The sequence below is a fragment of the Solibacillus palustris genome, assembly GCF_022549215.1.
GTDB lineage: Bacteria > Bacillota > Bacilli > Bacillales_A > Planococcaceae > Solibacillus > Solibacillus daqui.
In genome coordinates, this window is the sequence record NZ_JAKZFC010000003.1 from 166,554 (window position 1) to 183,854 (window position 17,301).

Genomic DNA, 17,301 nt, shown 5'->3' on the forward strand with positions numbered 1-17,301 from the left:
CTTTTTAAATCATTAAAATTTCGCGAATGTCTTGCTCTGTTAATGTAGACGACTGCTCCGAATCTAAAATATCTGCAATGAGCATCTTTTTCTTTTGCTGTAATTGATTCATTTTCTCCTCAATCGTGCCACGTGCAATGAGCTTAATAACCTGTACGACCTGCTGCTGTCCCATGCGATGCGCGCGGTCTGCCGCTTGCTCTTCTACTGCTGGGTTCCACCATAAATCATATAAAATAACGGTGTCCGCGCCAGTTAAGTTGAGGCCGGTCCCTCCAGCCTTTAACGATATTAAAAATAGATTACTTTCCCCGTCATTAAAGGCGCTACATAATAGCACACGTTCCTCTGAAGGCGTTTGCCCGTCTAAATAAAAATAATGTTCCCCGCGCTTTGTTAGCTCCGTCGAAATTAGTTTTAGCATTTGTGTAAACTGAGAAAAAATTAGCACCCGACGCCCTGAATATTTTGCTTCTTGTAAAATCTTTAGTAGCTGTTCAAACTTTGCCGAACTTTCTTGATAATCTTCAATAAACAACGCGGGATGACAACAAATTTGTCGTAATCGCGTGATGCCTGCCAAAATACGAATTCTATTTTGCTGAAATGTATCCTTATCTAAATGCTTTAATGTATCTTCACGCAATTTTGCTAAAAATGCTGCATACAAAGCTTTTTGCTCTGGTAGTAATTCGCTAAAATCAAGTGTTTCTTCCTTACCTGGAAGCTCCGTTAATACATTTTCTTTCATGCGGCGCAGCAAAAACGGGCGCACACGGCGGGCAATGTCCTTGCGTTGCATATGCTTAAATTCCTCAAGTTCGCGGAAAAGCTGCGGAAAAATAATACGATAAATGGACCATAATTCAGCTAATGAGTTTTCAATTGGTGTTCCTGTTAACCCAAAGCGATTCGTGGCTTGAATTTTTTTCACTGTACGGGCGGTTTGCGTTAATGGATTTTTAAAGGCTTGCGCTTCATCAAAAAATACCGTGTGAAAATGCTGACGCTCATATAATGCGATATCCCGGCGCAGTAATGGATACGTTGTAATGACCACATCATGCATCGATAATTGTCGGAGTAATTCTCGACGTTCAACTGTTGTGCCATCTACAATAATAGCTTCAATTTCTGGTGCAAATTTCATCAGTTCATAAAGCCAGTTATATGCTAGTGACGACGGACAAACAACTAGTACCGGCTGCTTATTGGCTCGAATGATTTCTAGCTCAGACACAATAAAGGCGATACTCTGAATGGTTTTACCAAGCCCCATATCGTCTGCGAGTACACCGCCAAAGCCATAATTCGCAAGTAACTTGAACCAATTGTAGCCGTCCTTTTGATAATCACGTAAAATCGGTGCTAAACTTTCTGGTACTTCAAATGACAACATTTCTGGTTGTAATAGCTGCTGTGTAAACAACTGAAAGGACTGTTCTGCTTCAAAAATGTCACTATGCTCAAACTGCTCTAGAAATGGTAAACTATCTAAAATCGGCATATTAAACGTCAGCTCATATTCATCATCCTGCGCTGGAATTGCTCGTAAAAAGCGCTGAATTTCTTCCATTTCTCGTGTTTCTAAAGATAATAAAGCTCCATTTGCGAGACGATAAAATTTTTGTTTTACAGTCAGCCCTCGTAATATTTCTTTAATTTGCTTATTTGTTACGCCATCCATTTCAAATTTAAATTCCAGCCAATTTGTACGCTCTCGTTGTACATTGACGCGAATTTTCGGAAAGTTATTTTCTTTGGCAATACGTAATTTCACAGAAGTCGTCGTATAAATTTGCGTGAGCTTTTGTAGATGTGGCAATGTATGATACAAAAATTGATACTCTAATTCATCATTTTGCATATAATAGCCGCCCTCTGTATTTGTGAATCCACTATCATCCATTACTTGCATAATGGCTGCCTCTTTTTCGATATCACGCAAAATTAAAATCTCGTCTGCAATCGACGTTTCTTCAAGTGGCTGAATAACAAATTGGTCATAATGAAATTCTAGCCCTGCTAATAGTCGATTATTGACACGGTCTAAATAAAGTTTTGCTTGTAGCGGTATCTTCATTTGTTCCTTTGTAATATCCGCGGCGATTTCGACACATCCAATTTTCTTGAGCTTTGGTACAATCACATCTAAAAAATGCGTTAACTGGTTATTTTCAATGATGAAGCGCTCCTGTTTTACAAATAGTTGCTGCAAGTCTTTTACTTGCTTTGTACTTTGCGCAGACAAAACATACATATCCTGCTCAATTAAAAGTGCCCCGTAGCTTTCAAATAATATAGCGCTCTCTAACTGCGGTATGCGCATTTCATAATGATTTTCCATTTTTCCAACATTAAATGTCAATGAAGATGGTGCTTCCATATAGTGAAAGCCATTAAAACTTTCACGGTTATATTGAACAGCAATTTCTTGTTGCTCTGCTAATTTTGGTGCAAGTTTTTGCCATGCAGAAGGTGGAATGAGCATCATATCTTCAAATAATTGAAGTTCATCTTGCTGTAAGGCTGCATCAATATACAGTTCCTCATCTTGTACAATGTCATTTAGCTGCTGTACGATATTATTTTGTTTCGATTCAAAACAATGCTCACTTTGCTCATACGTAAAATGTGGGGCAATTTGGTACGGCCGTGCTCCTGAAACTGCCTGTAAAAAAGGGCGAATGGAGCGAATCGGTATGTCCTCTACCCTTAAACGTAGCGCAAATAATGTTTCATGTTTTGTTAACTCAATCGGTGTTAAAACAAATTGCAGAGCTAATGTCTCACGCTGCTCAAAATGCCGCTGATAGCCACTCCCACGAACCGACTTCTCGTCAAAAATTGAAAATAATTCATTATCAATAGCTTCTTGCTGCTCCCTTTGCAGTTGTAATTCGCCCTGAAGTAACCTTTGCTGCTGAAACGCAATTAAAACAGCGGCCACATGCTGACATTTTTTCGAAAACTGAATAAGGCTTTCACAGCTACAGCTCGTTTGCAATTCTTTTGATGTTGTTGTTTTCATAATACGCACTTGAAAATCTTCTGCGCTTTTCACAGTAGCGGTAGCATGAATTTCGTCATTTTCATTGATTGTAACTTTCCCAGTTTGATAAAAGGTTTGTCCCTTTTTATAAGAGACCGTTCCGCATAGATCCTTAATTTTTTTGTCTGTTATGTTTATCTCCATGCTCAACACCCCTTTCTCATTACTTCTATTCTCGCATGAAGTCACTGCAAATTCTATCCTTCTCCCCCAAATATGCTTGTGAAACGCAAAATGAGTGTTACCGAATTATCTGAACGTGTTGGAATCACAATGGCCAATATGTCAATTTTATAAAAAGGCAAAGCAAAAGTCATTCGTATTTCTACACTTGAAGCTCTTGAATGTCAGCCTGGTGATATTTTAGAATATGTAAAGGAATAGGATATTAAGAGAATTCATTAATAACTATATTCAAAATTAGAAGGATAACTAATCGAAAAAGACATTTTCACGAATGAAAATGCCCTGTCCCGCTTTTAATTACTTATTTCGCTCCCATCTCAGCAATGACGGATATGGATCATATGCCCATTCTGTCCGACCATTGAATTTATACAAACCATAATGTAAATGAGGCGGAAACTTGCCAGCCGTTCCTTCTTTACCATAACCTGTACTCCCCACATAGCCAATCGTCTGCCCTGCTTCCACGATATCACCTTGCTTTATGCTATCATCAAATGAATGAAGATGTGCATAATAATGGTAAGAATTATGATGATCACGAATGCCAATGCGCCAACCGCCAAATTCATTCCACCCTATAACTTCCACAACACCGTACGAAGTCGAAAGAATTGGTGTACCGTAATTTGCAAAAATATCTGTACCTTCATGGATACGCCTACCACCCCAACCACGATTTGCTCCCCATGTGCCAGCATAGCTATAAACGTAATTTTTAGGAATCGGGAAATAATTCGCATCTAAATCAATCGTGCCAAACTTTTCGAATAATTTCGCAATGACCGTAATTTGATTGACAACTTGCTCATTTTTATAATAATCCCACAACGCTAATTTAAAATCCTGTACACCATGTCCATACATACGCAAATATTTAGCCATTGTAAACATTACATCTTCATCATCATCTAGTGAAGCAACACCATCTCCATTACCATCAAGTCCCATGCCACCAAATAGTTGAATTGAATTTGGAATCGTATCATCTTCTACTGGATTCAATGCACCTGCCCAATATTCATTTGAAAATTGAATAGCTATTACGCCTTCCTTCTTCGGTATGTCTTGCCGCACCTGCTGAATATTACGTTCATACTGATCAATTGCCGCTAAATAATACCATGGAATAACGAAATCCTGGAATTGCACATAATATTTCATACGCTCTTGGATTCGCTGCTCTTTTGTATCCTGTTGTTCATTTGCATTAATAGCTTCATGTCCAATGTTCATAGTTGCTATTGTAGCAACAACCATCGCTAATAATTTTCGGTGCACAATTCCTCCTCACTTTCCGGCCTGCTGCAATCTCAACATTTCTGAAATTGTAACAAAGCTATAGCCTTGCTTTTTAAGTTCTGGTAATATTTTTTCAAGTGCTTGAACCGTTTGCTCTCGGTTTCCGCCTCCATCATGAAACAGTACAACATCTCCTTGTTCTATACCAGTCAACACTGTATTAACAATCTTATTGACTCCAGGGTCTTTCCAATCTTCAGTATCTAAATGCCAAGACCACATGACTAACTTATAGCCTTCACGTGCCACTTCTGTTACTAATTCATCTGTATAATTTCCTTCTACTGGACGAAATAATTTCGTTGAAAAACCGGTAATACTGTAGAGAATTTCATTCGTTTTCTCAATTTCCTTCATTACCTTTGGGACAGATTTCGAATAAGGGTGGCTGTACGTATGATTGGCAATTTCATGACCTGTTTCATACATACGTCGTACAATTTGTGGATATTTTTCTGCTTGTTGTCCTACAATAAAAAAAGTACCTTTCGCATCATATTGATCGAGTAAATTTAGTACGTTTTCTGTATGCGTCGCTTGTGGGCCATCATCAAACGTAAGTGCAACAACCTTTTTTTCGGTTTGAATATCCCAAATAATATAACCGGCGTCTTCATAATATTTACGCCCTTTTTCAGCCGAAGTTCGGTCAATGACGTATACTACCGAAATTGCAGTAAACACAAAAACACCTAAAAAAAAACCCATTTCTTTTTCATTATTAAGCCACTTCCTTTAATTCAATCGTTACGTTTATTATTGTTCATTCCAAGAAAATTATTGACGAAACATTAAGGAATTGTTGTCAAAAAAAGCCTGATTACTCTTTTAAAGCATAATTAATTCCCTCATTAGCCATAATCTGATTTTTATATGGATTTTATTAATTTTTTTAAAGTCAGGGAATTTCTATGATCATTTTATAGAGTCGTATCAATTACGCATTCTTACGTTAATAAACAAGTCGGTAATGAGACCATTTCTTCTCTTTAAATGAAAAACACCTGTAGACCAAAATCATGTCTACAGGTGTTTATTTGTATTAGTTCATTTTTAAAGAATATTTACCGAAGCCGTCTGTACCTTCACCAATGTATTCTATACTTTTATTGCCTTCTAATACATTTACTGCTTTTTTAGATGATTCAAATACAACTTTTACATCGCCAGAAATCGGAGCGAATTTCCAGTTACCGTCTGCTGATGGGTCGATCGTTTTTTCTTCTAAAATGTAATCGATAATCGCTTGACGATTTTCATCTGGGTAAATTTCTACAGCTGTTGCATTACGAACACCTGGGAATGTACCATTTGCGCGGTAGTTGTTTGTTGCTACAATAAATTCTTGTGCTAAATCAATTGGTTGACCATTGTATTGTAAGTTGACAATACGTGAAGCACCTTCATTTACTAATTTACCGCTTGGATCGTATTTTGCTGGTTGGGTTACATCGATTTCATATGTCACTCCATCAATAACGTCATAGTTATATGAACGGAAGTCTGTGTTAATTAGTTGTTGTTCTTCTTTATTACTCACATTAATTTGATTGAACTGCCCTGCTGACATTTCTAACCATTCTTTTACATCTGCGCCTGTTACTTTTAACATCGATAACGTATTATCGTATAGGTAAAGGTCTGCCACGTTTTTAATCGCCAGTTCGCCAGCTGGAATGTATGTGTAGTAATCTGCATCGCTACGAGTACCTGCTTTAAATGGTGCACCGGCTGATAATACTGGAAGGTTTTCGTATTTTGTCCCTTTGATTTTGTTTTTCACATAAATAGTTTGTGCATTTGTTACGATTTGAATGGATGGATCGTCTTGTATTTGTGAGAAATAGCTATGAATTGTTGCTGTTGTTGTCCCTACAGCTTGACGTACATAGTTAATTGTACCTTCATGCGCTGATTTTACACTTTCTACAATCTCTTTGTTTACTTCAGCGTTGTCTTTTGCGATTTCACGCACTGCGCCAGTACCTGAAGTTACGTCCCAATCGTCGCCTTTTTTCTCAAGTTGTAAATCGATTACACCTAAATGGCTACCGAATTTACCCGCCATTACGACCGGAACACCATTCATTGTACCTTGTGTTTCATCAACATTTGTTAATGATTCATCAACTTTACCTGGGAATACGCCATGTGCATGTCCTGTAATGATTGCGTCTACGTCATTAATTTTTGAAAGTAAGTAGGATACATCCTCTTCGCCCATTTCATGAGTTGCATCACCCATACCTGAGTGAGAAAGAACAACAATTACATCTGCCCCTGCTTCCTTCATTTGAGGAACAACAGCTTTTACAGCTTCTACAGAGTCATCTACTGTTACTTTCCCCTCAAGGTTAGATTTGTCCCATTTTAAAATTTGTGGTGGAACGATCCCTGTAACACCTACGCTAATTGTAGATATGTTACCCTGTGAATCCACTACCTCTTTATCAATTAGTACATATGGTGTATATTTTAATGCTTTTGTTGCTGCATCACGAACATTAGCATTAACAAATGGGAATGTCGCGTCATCTGTTACTTCATCTAAAAAGTCTAAACCATAGTTAAATTCATGATTACCAAATGTAGCCGCGTCATAATTTAAAACTTCCATTGCTGCTACTGACGGATGCATTTCTCCGTCTTTAAGCTTTTGAACTGCTTGAACGTAAGAGCCAAGTGGTGTACCTTGAATTGTGTCACCATTATCAAATAATAATGTATTTGGATTTTCTTTACGCGCCTCTTCGATTAGAATGGCTGTTTTCGCAAGACCTAAGCTGTTAGATTGTGCATCTTTATAGTAATCATAATTCATGATATTTGTATGAATATCTGTTGTACCTAAAATTCGTAGTGCGGCCGTTGTATTTGCTGCTACCGGGCTATATTCTGCTAAGAAACGTTCTAAAATTTTCTCAGCTTGTGCTTTTGTTACAAAGTCTTTCGGACGGATTGTCCCGTCATCAAAGCCTGTTACTAAGCTTAAACCTACTGCTTTTGCCATTTCAGCACGGTCGCCTTGTGCGATTTTAGAGCTATCTTTATATTGGTCTAATACTTTTTCTGAATATTCTTCATCCGAATCAAGACCACGAACTGCAATCATAAATGCATGTGAACGTGTTAGCTTATCATTTGGCGCAAATTCAGTATCTGTTTTACCTTTAATTAATTTTAATTCGACAGCCTTTTCGATATATGGCTTTAACGAATCTGGAACATCTTTAAATTTCACTGATTGTCCAGTTCCTAGAGGCACCCCTAATGCTTCAATAACTTCTTTAACATACTCACCGCGCGTAATTTGTTCATTTTCTGCAGCCGCTGTTGGCATAACTGCTATACCACCAGCTAATAGCGATAGTGTAAGGGCAGAAGCCGATAATTTTTTCCACATACATATTCCTCCATTGCTTAATTTTCCAACTTACTAATATATATTACCAAACACTCAAAATAATAATAGATAATTAATTAACTATTAATAAAATATTTACAATTCAAAAGAGTTAATAGAGTTAGAAAATTATTAAAAAGTTTATAAATAAAAACCCCCCTCGAAATAATCTAATATTTCAAGGGGGTTCGTGAACAACTTCTATTTAGATATTGTACATTTCTCAAATGCGCTTTGTGTTTCGCGATATAAAATCAAATTTGGAATTTGATATGTTTCTGTCGTTATAAAAATTTGTTGAAAGTCATTTTGTAACGTCGATAACCTATCTTCCTCTTCTGACGAAATGAAAAATTGGCTCGTCATAATATCAAAAGTTATCGTATGGATTTGATTATCTTCGTCAATTGTATTGACGATTAACTTCGGTACACCAAATGTAAGCTCAAGATTATGCGTAATAAGCCTTTCGCTATGATTCAATAGATTGTCGAAATCATCTAGATAAGGTAAAGTATAAATTATTTCCTTGAAGGGTAAATCTGTTAACATAGTATTTAAAATTAATTTAAAAAATTTAGTATTAGTTGAACCTTCAAAGTTAGTTTCTTCTACATTTAACTGTTCATACTTAAAAGGAACCTCGAAAACTTTTCCGCTATCCGCTTTAAATAAAATATTCACTCGGAACACCTACTATTTCAAAAATTTCCGCCAATTTGTGCTACTACATTTAAAAGTATAAGTTAGCAATTTATTTACATAGCGTCAAAAGTATTATAACACAATTAGTCATTTATAACTAACACAAAGTTTATATGCGTTACTTTCGATTCATTTTTATCCATCCATACACAAATTATTGTAATGTGTCTTTTGAATTGATCTAATACTAGATACACATGAGGTATTTTGGGGAAATTAGAAAATATATTAGAAGTGCATTTTATCTATAAAATTATTTTGCTGCCTATAAATTTCGTTTTTCTTTATATAAATTATAAATCGCTCCAGACATCCGCTCAGGATCACCAAAGAAAAATCGTTCATACAATGTTTGACGGGTACCAAATGGACTCATCGTTAAATCCCATGCAATGCGAAATAGCTTTACGCGTTCTTCACCTAATTGAGATTTTGATTGGAGAAAATGATTCAGGTCATCGTTTAGCTCAGTTTGAAAGGTATTTTCTGTCGGTATATTTATTAAGCCACTTGCAGCTAATAATTGAATGATTTCAACCATGCGTGGATACATTTTGGGATAAATTAAAATGGCGGCTTCTAGCGGCTCACGTTGTGGACAAATATAGCCAAATTCGTGTAGCTGTGCGTTATGCTCGGATTTTAATAACAATGCTTCAATCGTTTCCTGAAGCACAAGCATTTCCGCTAATTTGTGCTGAACATGAGTATACTCTTCGATTTTAATCGAATCGACAATTGCAAATGCAACATCTATCAAAAATTCAGTTTTCTTTACTTGCCGCGCCACAACTTGATGTAATGACAGTGGGCGAAATAACGAATTTTGAGCAAATGTGTTTGCTACATGTATATTATTTACATAAAAGACTCGGTCCCACGGAACAAATACTCGATCAAAAATAACGAGCGAATCGATTTCATCAAACTTTGAACCAAGAGGATAATTAAATTCACTTTCCCCAAGTGCAAATGATTCACGGCATATAAATTTTAGCCCACTCGTATTACTTGGAATCGCAAACGCAAACGCACGATTCCCATCTCCATCGTTACTAGCAGACATCACAAAAATTTCGTCCGTCATCCCACCCTGTGTAGCTAGTAATTTTGCACCGTCAACGATAATTCCTTTATCATTTTGTTCAATAATCGTTGCCGCAATTGGTTTTTCATCAAATTCGATATAAAAATTCGAGCGGTTCACTTGTGGATCAATGAATGTATGGGTAATGGACAAATCCTGCTCACGTGCATATTCATAATACGCCTGCAAATGCTCAGGATAGCAATTTTCTTTTCCTTGTAAATAATCCGTCGAACAAGCAAATGCGGTAACTACTGTATTCATATAATCCGGGCTCCGGCCCATTAAACCATGATGATACGATGCGTAATGCTGAACCATCTGCCTCCGCTTGACTAAATCCTCCTTAGTTTTCGGTTGGATAAATGACCGCCCTATCAAATCATTCGTTGTCGGTGATGAATAAGTCAATTCATGTTGCAAGCTTTGATCGTGCTGCATTGAATAAAGCTCAGCTTGACTGTTCATAATCCCTTTAAATGCACGGTGCTCTGATAGTTTGCCGTGTATCCGCTCTCCGTCAATCCATATCTCAGTCCCTAATTGATCAATACGTGAAATATATTGCTCCCCTGTAATAATAGGCATTAGCACGCTCCTTTTCACAATCATTCTATGTATCATATTAAAAGTAGCATTAATTTGACCATCTATTAATAAAAAAACTAAATAGAGCCAGGGCTTCTTCACCCCGGCAATTGTTTATTCATCCAAATAATCGTACTTTCGTGCCTCATCTGCATAGGCTTTGGAAATTTGACCATTAAGCTGTTCATCTTTAGAAAGATGTAATATTTCTTCTGCTCCGTACATGTCTTCATTCAATTCACCGTACAAACTTTTGTAACTGTCATAATCCCCTTCAAAATCAGAGGGTGTATCTGAATTACCATACTGAGCGACTTCTCGGAACGAATCTTCATCATCTTGTAAAACATCGTGTGATTCCCTATTAGAAAATGAATTATCCACTGGTGGCAAAATAATTTCTTCCTCAACTGGTCGATCAGTCGCAATCGATTTAGACTCTGTATGCTCAATACAAAATGCTGTATAAGGTATTGCCCTTAAACGATCATACGGAATTAATTCTTGGCATTTTGCACAAACTCCATATGTGCCATTTTCCATTTTTTCGAGTGCGGAATTTACCTGCCTTAACAATTCTTCACTATGGACACTTAAGGCTAAATCCTTTTCTCTGTCATATAACTCAGTTGCTAAATCGGCTGGATGATTATCGATTGTCGATAATTCATCGGTAGCCTCCCTCAAACTGTTGCGAATTGTCCCTCCATTTTCTTGATCATCCGTTGCAATAGTTAGTTCCTCTTTTTGTTCTATAAGCTGCTTTTTTAATTTTGATAACTGTTTAACGGTAAGCATCGCTTTCACTTCCCTTCATTTGTAGTATGAGCGAAATGAAGCGAATTCATGAAAGTAAACTTGGCAAAAAAAACGAATAATATTACTGTAGTGAAATCTAAAGAACACGTTTTAAGATGAATACCATATAAGAATCGACCTCGAACCACACGATTTACACGTCTCTATAAATAGTTACACCACGGTATAATAACTTCAAGTTTTTTTGAGATTACTGGAAAAAAACCTCCTAATAATCAGTTACACTCTCCGGCGATTCATTTTTTCAGCCGAGATCTGCACCTCTAATGAATTAAGGACATACTTTGGTTCTTCTGATGAAGCAAGTCAGGCATTTTCAAGCATTGTTTTATATTGTTGGGCAGTTCGAATTTCGATTGTCAGCACGCCGGTACTATAATATGTTTTTATTATAAAAGGCACACCACTCGTATTTTGAAATTTAAAATCTAACGTACCATAGGATACAGTTGCATCTCTGCCTACAGGTACGTAGCCTACACTTAACGAATGATGATGTCGCTCTCTTATCCTTAACGCAACTTGATCGATTGCATTAAATAATGTGGAGGAAGTTTGACAAATCCCTCCGCCAATCCCCATCACCATTTTTTTATTGACAATTTCATATGCGGGTTGATAGCCCCTTGCTTCAGACCTTTCACCAACCATTGTATTAAATGAAAAATAATCGCCTTCTCCAACAATGATATTATTAAGTGCTAGTGCCGAAAGTTCGATGTTTTTACTTCTTCCTTCTGCTGATGGTTGGAAATACGTTGTAAATGAAGCAATCACAACATCATTCAGCGAGGCAACTTCTTCAAATTGATAATTACTTTTTATTTCGTACAGCGGTAAATATACATTTTCTCCATTTTTAGAAGCTTCAATAATTTTAGCAACTAATTCACTTTCTTTTAGAATAATCCCATCATTTCCTTTAATAATTTGCCCATTCTCCCCCACACGATCAAGCTCCATCGTTTGATCGTATCCGATAAAGGTCTCGTATCCCCTTGCTAAATTCTTAGCCATTTGTTTCAACTGTGTTTGATAGAACGTAAAATCAGATTCGAAGCCTAATTCTTTCGGATTTATCGTTTGAACAATTTCCAAGGTACGTGGATCGATTAAGGTAACAAAAGCCGATTTTGAAATTTGTTGTGGCTCAACATCTACCTCCGTTACATTTGAACTGTCTTCTGTAGGTTGAGTCATATATGTGGGTTCATTTTTTTCTTGTTCGCTATGAAGTGTTTTTTCCTGACATCCAACTAAAAGCCATATGGTACAAAAAAGCAGTAAAGTTCCCCACGTTTTTTTCACAAAATTTCCCCTATCTATAAAAGCCAAGATACTTCTAGTTTATTCAACTCTTTCTAAAATTGTGTTATGTAAGAAAAACGGCTCAACACTAAAAGTTGGGGAAGAAATGATTTTTACTTAATAGGATTTGTTCTTCAGCACTACCAGAGTGCAACAGGCTGTTCCGATTAATTAAGAATAATTGGGATATATGAGATTATTAATAGAAGCATTTAAATTTAACAACTTGCATTTTTAACCGTTTTATTCATACCAAAATAAAAACCGACAAGTGAACTTATAACAGTTCACTTATCAGTCTTTTGGTTGAATTATATTTCAATAACAATGGGTAAAATTATCGGACTTTTTTTTGTCAACGTATAAATATATTGATCGACTACCTTTTTGACCGCTTTTTTCATGGCAAAAGGATTGGCTTCATTAAATTTCAAAACAGCTGTTTTTGCCAGTTCGTTAATATCATTAATTAACTGCTCGGCATCTCTAGCATAAACAAATCCTCGCGAAATGGTATCTGGGTCTGTAAGAATCGAACCATCCAGCTTACTTATCGTTACGACAATTACGAGCATGCCATCTTCAGACAAACGTTTGCGGTCACGTAATACAATATCGCCTACTTCACCAGTGCCAATGCCATCGACATAAGAATCCCCAGCAGCTACAGCCCTTGTTTGCCGCGCCACTTGCCCGAAAATATCGACAACATCTCCATTTTTCAAAATAAATGTGTGCCCTTTTTCCACGCCCACTGCCTCAGCGAGTAAACGATGAATATGTAGCATACGGTACTCTCCGTGCACAGGAATGAAATATTTCGGCTGCATGAGTGTAAGCATTAGCTTCAAATCCCCTTGATACCCATGTCCCGAAACATGTAATCCAGTTATACTTGAATTACCATATACAACATTTGCTCCAAGTTGAAATAAATTATCGACGATTTTAGATACGTCTTTCTCATTCCCTGGAATTGGTGAAGCTGCAAAAATAACTGTGTCACCTTGTATCACTTTAATATCCCGATTGCTACCTGTAGATAAACGTGACAGCGCTGCTAAAGGCTCCCCCTGACTTCCTGTACAAACGATGACGATACGTTCTGGTGGTAATTCCCTCAAATCCTCTATCTCTATTAACATCCAACTCGGCAGTTTCAAATAGCCAAGCTTGATGGCAACAGACGTAACACTTTTCATACTACGTCCAAGAAATAATAGCTTGCGGTTTGTTTTACTAGCTGCCTCTATAATTTGCTGGATGCGGTTTACGTTCGAAGCAAAGGTTGAAATAAAAATCTTTCCTGTCGCCTGTAAAAATTGTTGCTCTAATTGATTAGCAACTAAACTTTCAGACGGTGTATTACCTGGTCTTTCTGCATTCGTACTTTCCGAAATTAATGCTAATACACCTTCTTGACCTATTGCTGCCATTTTATGAATATCCGATGATTGGTCATTTACAGGGGTTAAATCGAATTTAAAATCTCCCGTATGCACAACTTTCCCTTCAGGTGTGTGGAATACTAGCCCTAAACAGTCTGGTATACTATGGCTCGTTTTGAAAAAGGTTACGGCCATTTTGCCAAACTCCAAGCGAGAGTCCGCCGTAATTTCGGTTAATTGAGCATCCCTCAATAGCTTATGTTCTTTCAATTTCAGTTCAATAAGACCTAATGTAAAACGTGATGCAAAAATAGGGATATTGAATTTATTCAATAAATACGGAATCCCACCAATATGATCTTCATGCCCATGCGTTACAATACAGCCTATGACTTTATCGCGATTTTCCTCAATATAAGTAAATTCAGGGATGATTACATCAATCCCTAATAAGCTTTTATCTGCAAATTTCACCCCGCAATCAACCAGAATAATTTCATCTGCATATTGAATTACATACATATTTTTTCCGATTTCATTAATACCACCTAAGGCAAAAATGGAAAGTGTCGATTGTGCGCTAGTCAAACAATTACCTCCCGATGAAAAGTTAGTAAAACACTTCAAGTGCTTTCTAGTATTGCTTATAAAAGTGTGTTATATACCGTAAAAATTACTCGGGAGAAGCATCATTTTCAAATACACTCTTGCTATTTTTTCACTACATTAAAATTCGAACCAATTAATTGCCAATTTTGCGGGAATGGAAGACCGAGCTTCCAATAACCAACACCACGTAAATATAAACGTTTTACCAAATTAAATTTCGCTTGAATAGAGCGAGCATCCTCAAACCAAACAATATGTGAACGCCCCTCATCATCGGTATAATTAAAGTATGGTGCTTGCGCGGTATAGTCGTATAGAATCGCTGCATGATATCGTTTCGCTAACTCAATCGCTCGCTGCGGGCTTAATGCTTCTGCATAAGGTCCACCTTGTACGAAAGGTAGCGTCCAATCATAGCCGTATAAATTTTGCCCAAGTATAATTTTTTTCGATGGTATAACCGTTAAGGCATATTGCACGACCTTTTCGACTTCAGGTAACGGTGAAACTGCCATTGGTGGCCCTGCTGAATACCCCCACTCATACGTCATTAACATCACAAAATCGACTATTTTACCGTGTGCCTCGTAATCATGACCAGCGACCCATTCACCAGGCTGATTCGAACTCGTTTTCGGTGCGAGTGCAGTCGATACCGTATAGCCCTCTGCATGCATTCGTTCTACGGCTCTACGCAAGAAATTATTGTAGGCTTCTCGTTGATCACCTGGTATTTTTTCGAAATCAAAATGAATATCCGAAACATTGCCAATGTGCTGTGCTTCCTCAATAATATTGTCAAAAAGTACATCTTGTACGGCTACACTTTGAAAAATATCACGTGCAAGTTCACTACTGAACTGAAAATCCTCAAGATTCGATATGACCATCGCAATTGCTGCGTTGTTCTTTGCTGCTACTGTCGGTAATGGCTTGATAGGCGGTACCTTTAACGAACCATCGCGCCTCGCCTCATAACTAAAAAGTGCTAAATACGTCAAATAGGGACTCGTTGCTCGCGCTTCATCTACTAATGCATCGCTTACTTCATCGCCCCTCGGTTCAATATACGCCAAAATTTCCGCTGTAGTTTTTGGTATTGGGGGAATAAATAATCGTGTACCAATCATAAGCGGTGCATTTGGATTAATGCCATTCATTTGCGCAAGTGTTAAATAATTGATCCCAAAACGCTGTCCAATTGACCATAAACTATCCCCAGCCTGTACGACATAAAATTGCCCCCAAATAGGAATAACCAAAGCTTGCCCGACAACTAATCGGTCTGGTTCTGGTATTTGATTAGCTGTCACTATTTCTTGAACAGTAGTTCCATATGCCCGCGCGATTCCCCACAACGTTTCTCCCGGCTGTACGACATGAATGTAAATTGTCGTTCCTCCTCTTTATTCGATTCTATAATTTATGAATTGAAGTGTGCGAAAATGTATTAATGTATATAGAAAGGTGCGAAGCAAGGAGCTGTTCAAGCTCCTATATTCAATTTCGACATGGGAAATGACATCAATTTCAACTTTTTTCATATGATAATGATGAGGTGAATAAATGCCAAGAGTCAAATATCGCGAAGCTGATGTAGATTTAATGGCTCGTATGATGCGAGCAGAGGCAGAAGGTGAAGGAAAACAGGGAATGCTTTATGTTGGTAACGTTATCGTTAATCGCGCCATTGCGGATTGTTTAGATTTTCGTGATGTTAGAACGATTGAGGATGTTATTTTTCAAGTACAGGGTAACAATTATTCATTCGAAGCAGTCCAAAAAGGCAATATGTTTTATCAACGTGCCCGCGATACCGAACGAAGATTAGCGCGCCAAACCCTAGATTTCTGGCGCCAACATCCTGCTAAATTTGCACTATGGTACTTCAATCCAGCTGGTGAATGTCCACCAACGTGGTACGGTCAACCGTTTACCGGACAGTTTAAGCAACACTGTTTTTACGAACCAATAGGTGGGACTTGTGATAGTGTTTATATGAATTAATTATTTACATTAAAATAGTAAAATTTTATGGAACTGCTTAGTATATAAGCGTTCCTTTTTTTAATGCACATTTCATTTAAGTTTTGAATAATCTAGGGGATAACCTAACTTTTCATTTTTTTTGCCAGAAAAACTAAAGGAGCGAACGACTATGTATTCATATGAAAATCTTGGTTACCCACCTTCAATGCGTTCGATTTATCCAAGTGCCCTCTCTGAATATCCCGCGCCAATACGGCATTTCTTAAATGAACAGCCTTCTTGTAACGATTATCGATGCATTAGTAAAAAAGAAGCAGACTTTAAGGCGATGAACCAATTATTATGGATGGAACACGTGAACTGGACGAGAATGACGATTATTAGTATTGTTTTCGGTTTACCCGACTTACCATTTGTACAAGAGCGTCTTTTGCGTAATGCAACGGATTTAGGCAATAGTTTGCGACCGTTTTACGGGGACCAAATTGCTAATCGGTATACTGAATTAATCAAAGACCATTTAACGATTGCCGCCGAGTTGGTAACCGCAGCAACCAAGGGAGATGCCATTACTGCGAAATTGAAAGAAGAAGAGTGGTATCGTAATGCAGATGACATTGTTGCTTTTTTAACGCGCATTAACCCTTATTTACACAAAGCTCCCTTACAACAAATGTTTTATACACATTTGAAACTTACAAAGGAAGAAGCCGTTAACATTATCCAAAAAAATTATAAAGAAGGTGTCGCTGTTTTTGATTTAATCGAAGCTGAAGCATTAGCTATGTCTGATATGATTGCTTCAGCCATCGTTTGTCAATTTTTTGGCTTTTTTTCTCCATTTAACTTGTATTAACTTATAAAC

Annotated in this window: 12 protein-coding genes and 1 pseudogene; 3 read left to right on the forward strand and 10 right to left on the reverse strand. The window is 37.3% G+C overall.

Annotated features, from left to right (window positions below; all coding sequences use genetic code 11):
* Positions 1-4: 4 nt before the first annotated feature.
* Positions 5-3,196: a DEAD/DEAH box helicase gene (locus tag LZ480_RS10255; RefSeq protein ID WP_241369338.1), complete on the reverse strand. Its 3,192-nt coding sequence runs from the start codon at positions 3,194-3,196 to the stop codon at positions 5-7.
* Between the two features lie 72 nt (positions 3,197-3,268).
* Between LZ480_RS10255 and LZ480_RS10260 the strand changes: the two are divergent.
* Positions 3,269-3,436 (forward strand): annotated as a pseudogene (locus LZ480_RS10260) (helix-turn-helix domain-containing protein).
* A 99-nt stretch (positions 3,437-3,535) separates the two neighbouring features.
* Here LZ480_RS10260 and LZ480_RS10265 read toward each other — a convergent pair.
* The 9 genes from LZ480_RS10265 to LZ480_RS10305 form a co-directional block, all read right to left on the reverse strand.
* Positions 3,536-4,519 (reverse strand): M23 family metallopeptidase, encoded by a 984-nt coding sequence (locus tag LZ480_RS10265; RefSeq protein ID WP_408641611.1) that lies wholly within the window; start codon positions 4,517-4,519, stop codon positions 3,536-3,538.
* A 9-nt stretch (positions 4,520-4,528) separates the two neighbouring features.
* A complete protein-coding gene (locus LZ480_RS10270) occupies positions 4,529-5,224 on the reverse strand; it encodes a polysaccharide deacetylase family protein (RefSeq protein ID WP_241369339.1) in 696 nt (231 codons plus the stop codon).
* A gap of 358 nt (positions 5,225-5,582) precedes the next feature.
* Positions 5,583-7,943 carry a bifunctional 2',3'-cyclic-nucleotide 2'-phosphodiesterase/3'-nucleotidase gene (locus LZ480_RS10275; protein WP_241369340.1) on the reverse strand — a complete coding sequence of 787 codons (2,361 nt, stop codon included), beginning with the start codon at positions 7,941-7,943 and terminating at the stop codon, positions 5,583-5,585.
* Between the two features lie 201 nt (positions 7,944-8,144).
* Positions 8,145-8,627, reverse strand: coding sequence for a hypothetical protein (locus LZ480_RS10280; RefSeq protein ID WP_241369341.1), 483 nt, complete (start codon positions 8,625-8,627; stop codon positions 8,145-8,147).
* Positions 8,628-8,913: 286 nt separating this feature from the next.
* Positions 8,914-10,323, reverse strand: a complete 1,410-nt coding sequence (gene hpaB, locus LZ480_RS10285; RefSeq protein WP_241369342.1) for a 4-hydroxyphenylacetate 3-monooxygenase, oxygenase component — start codon at positions 10,321-10,323, stop codon at positions 8,914-8,916.
* Between the two features lie 114 nt (positions 10,324-10,437).
* A complete protein-coding gene (locus LZ480_RS10290) occupies positions 10,438-11,121 on the reverse strand; it encodes a TraR/DksA C4-type zinc finger protein (RefSeq protein WP_241369343.1) in 684 nt (227 codons plus the stop codon).
* Positions 11,122-11,448: 327 nt separating this feature from the next.
* Positions 11,449-12,450 carry a VanW family protein gene (locus LZ480_RS10295; RefSeq protein ID WP_241369344.1) on the reverse strand — a complete coding sequence of 334 codons (1,002 nt, stop codon included), beginning with the start codon at positions 12,448-12,450 and terminating at the stop codon, positions 11,449-11,451.
* Positions 12,451-12,761: 311 nt separating this feature from the next.
* The gene (locus tag LZ480_RS10300) at positions 12,762-14,426 is read right to left on the reverse strand and encodes a ribonuclease J (protein WP_241369345.1); all 1,665 of its coding nucleotides are present in this window, start codon (positions 14,424-14,426) and stop codon (positions 12,762-12,764) included.
* Positions 14,427-14,548: 122 nt separating this feature from the next.
* Positions 14,549-15,805: a LysM peptidoglycan-binding domain-containing protein gene (locus LZ480_RS10305; RefSeq protein ID WP_241369346.1), complete on the reverse strand. Its 1,257-nt coding sequence runs from the start codon at positions 15,803-15,805 to the stop codon at positions 14,549-14,551.
* A 208-nt stretch (positions 15,806-16,013) separates the two neighbouring features.
* Between LZ480_RS10305 and LZ480_RS10310 the strand changes: the two genes are divergently transcribed.
* A complete protein-coding gene (locus tag LZ480_RS10310) occupies positions 16,014-16,454 on the forward strand; it encodes a cell wall hydrolase (protein ID WP_241369347.1) in 441 nt (146 codons plus the stop codon).
* Between the two features lie 151 nt (positions 16,455-16,605).
* Positions 16,606-17,292, forward strand: coding sequence for a hypothetical protein (locus LZ480_RS10315; protein WP_408641612.1), 687 nt, complete (start codon positions 16,606-16,608; stop codon positions 17,290-17,292).
* Positions 17,293-17,301: the final 9 nt, after the last annotated feature.

Excerpts from the sequence above, each read along its gene's own strand:
- LZ480_RS10290 (WP_241369343.1), bottom strand. The coding sequence starts at position 11,121 with ATGCTTACCGTTAAACAGTTATCAAAATTAAAAAAGCAGCTTATAGAA.
- LZ480_RS10310 (WP_241369347.1), top strand. The coding sequence starts at position 16,014 with ATGCCAAGAGTCAAATATCGCGAAGCTGATGTAGATTTAATGGCTCGT.
- hpaB (WP_241369342.1), bottom strand. The coding sequence starts at position 10,323 with ATGCCTATTATTACAGGGGAGCAATATATTTCACGTATTGATCAATTA.
- LZ480_RS10255 (WP_241369338.1), bottom strand. The coding sequence starts at position 3,196 with ATGGAGATAAACATAACAGACAAAAAAATTAAGGATCTATGCGGAACG.
- LZ480_RS10275 (WP_241369340.1), bottom strand. The coding sequence starts at position 7,943 with ATGTGGAAAAAATTATCGGCTTCTGCCCTTACACTATCGCTATTAGCT.
- LZ480_RS10315 (WP_408641612.1), top strand. The coding sequence starts at position 16,606 with ATGTATTCATATGAAAATCTTGGTTACCCACCTTCAATGCGTTCGATT.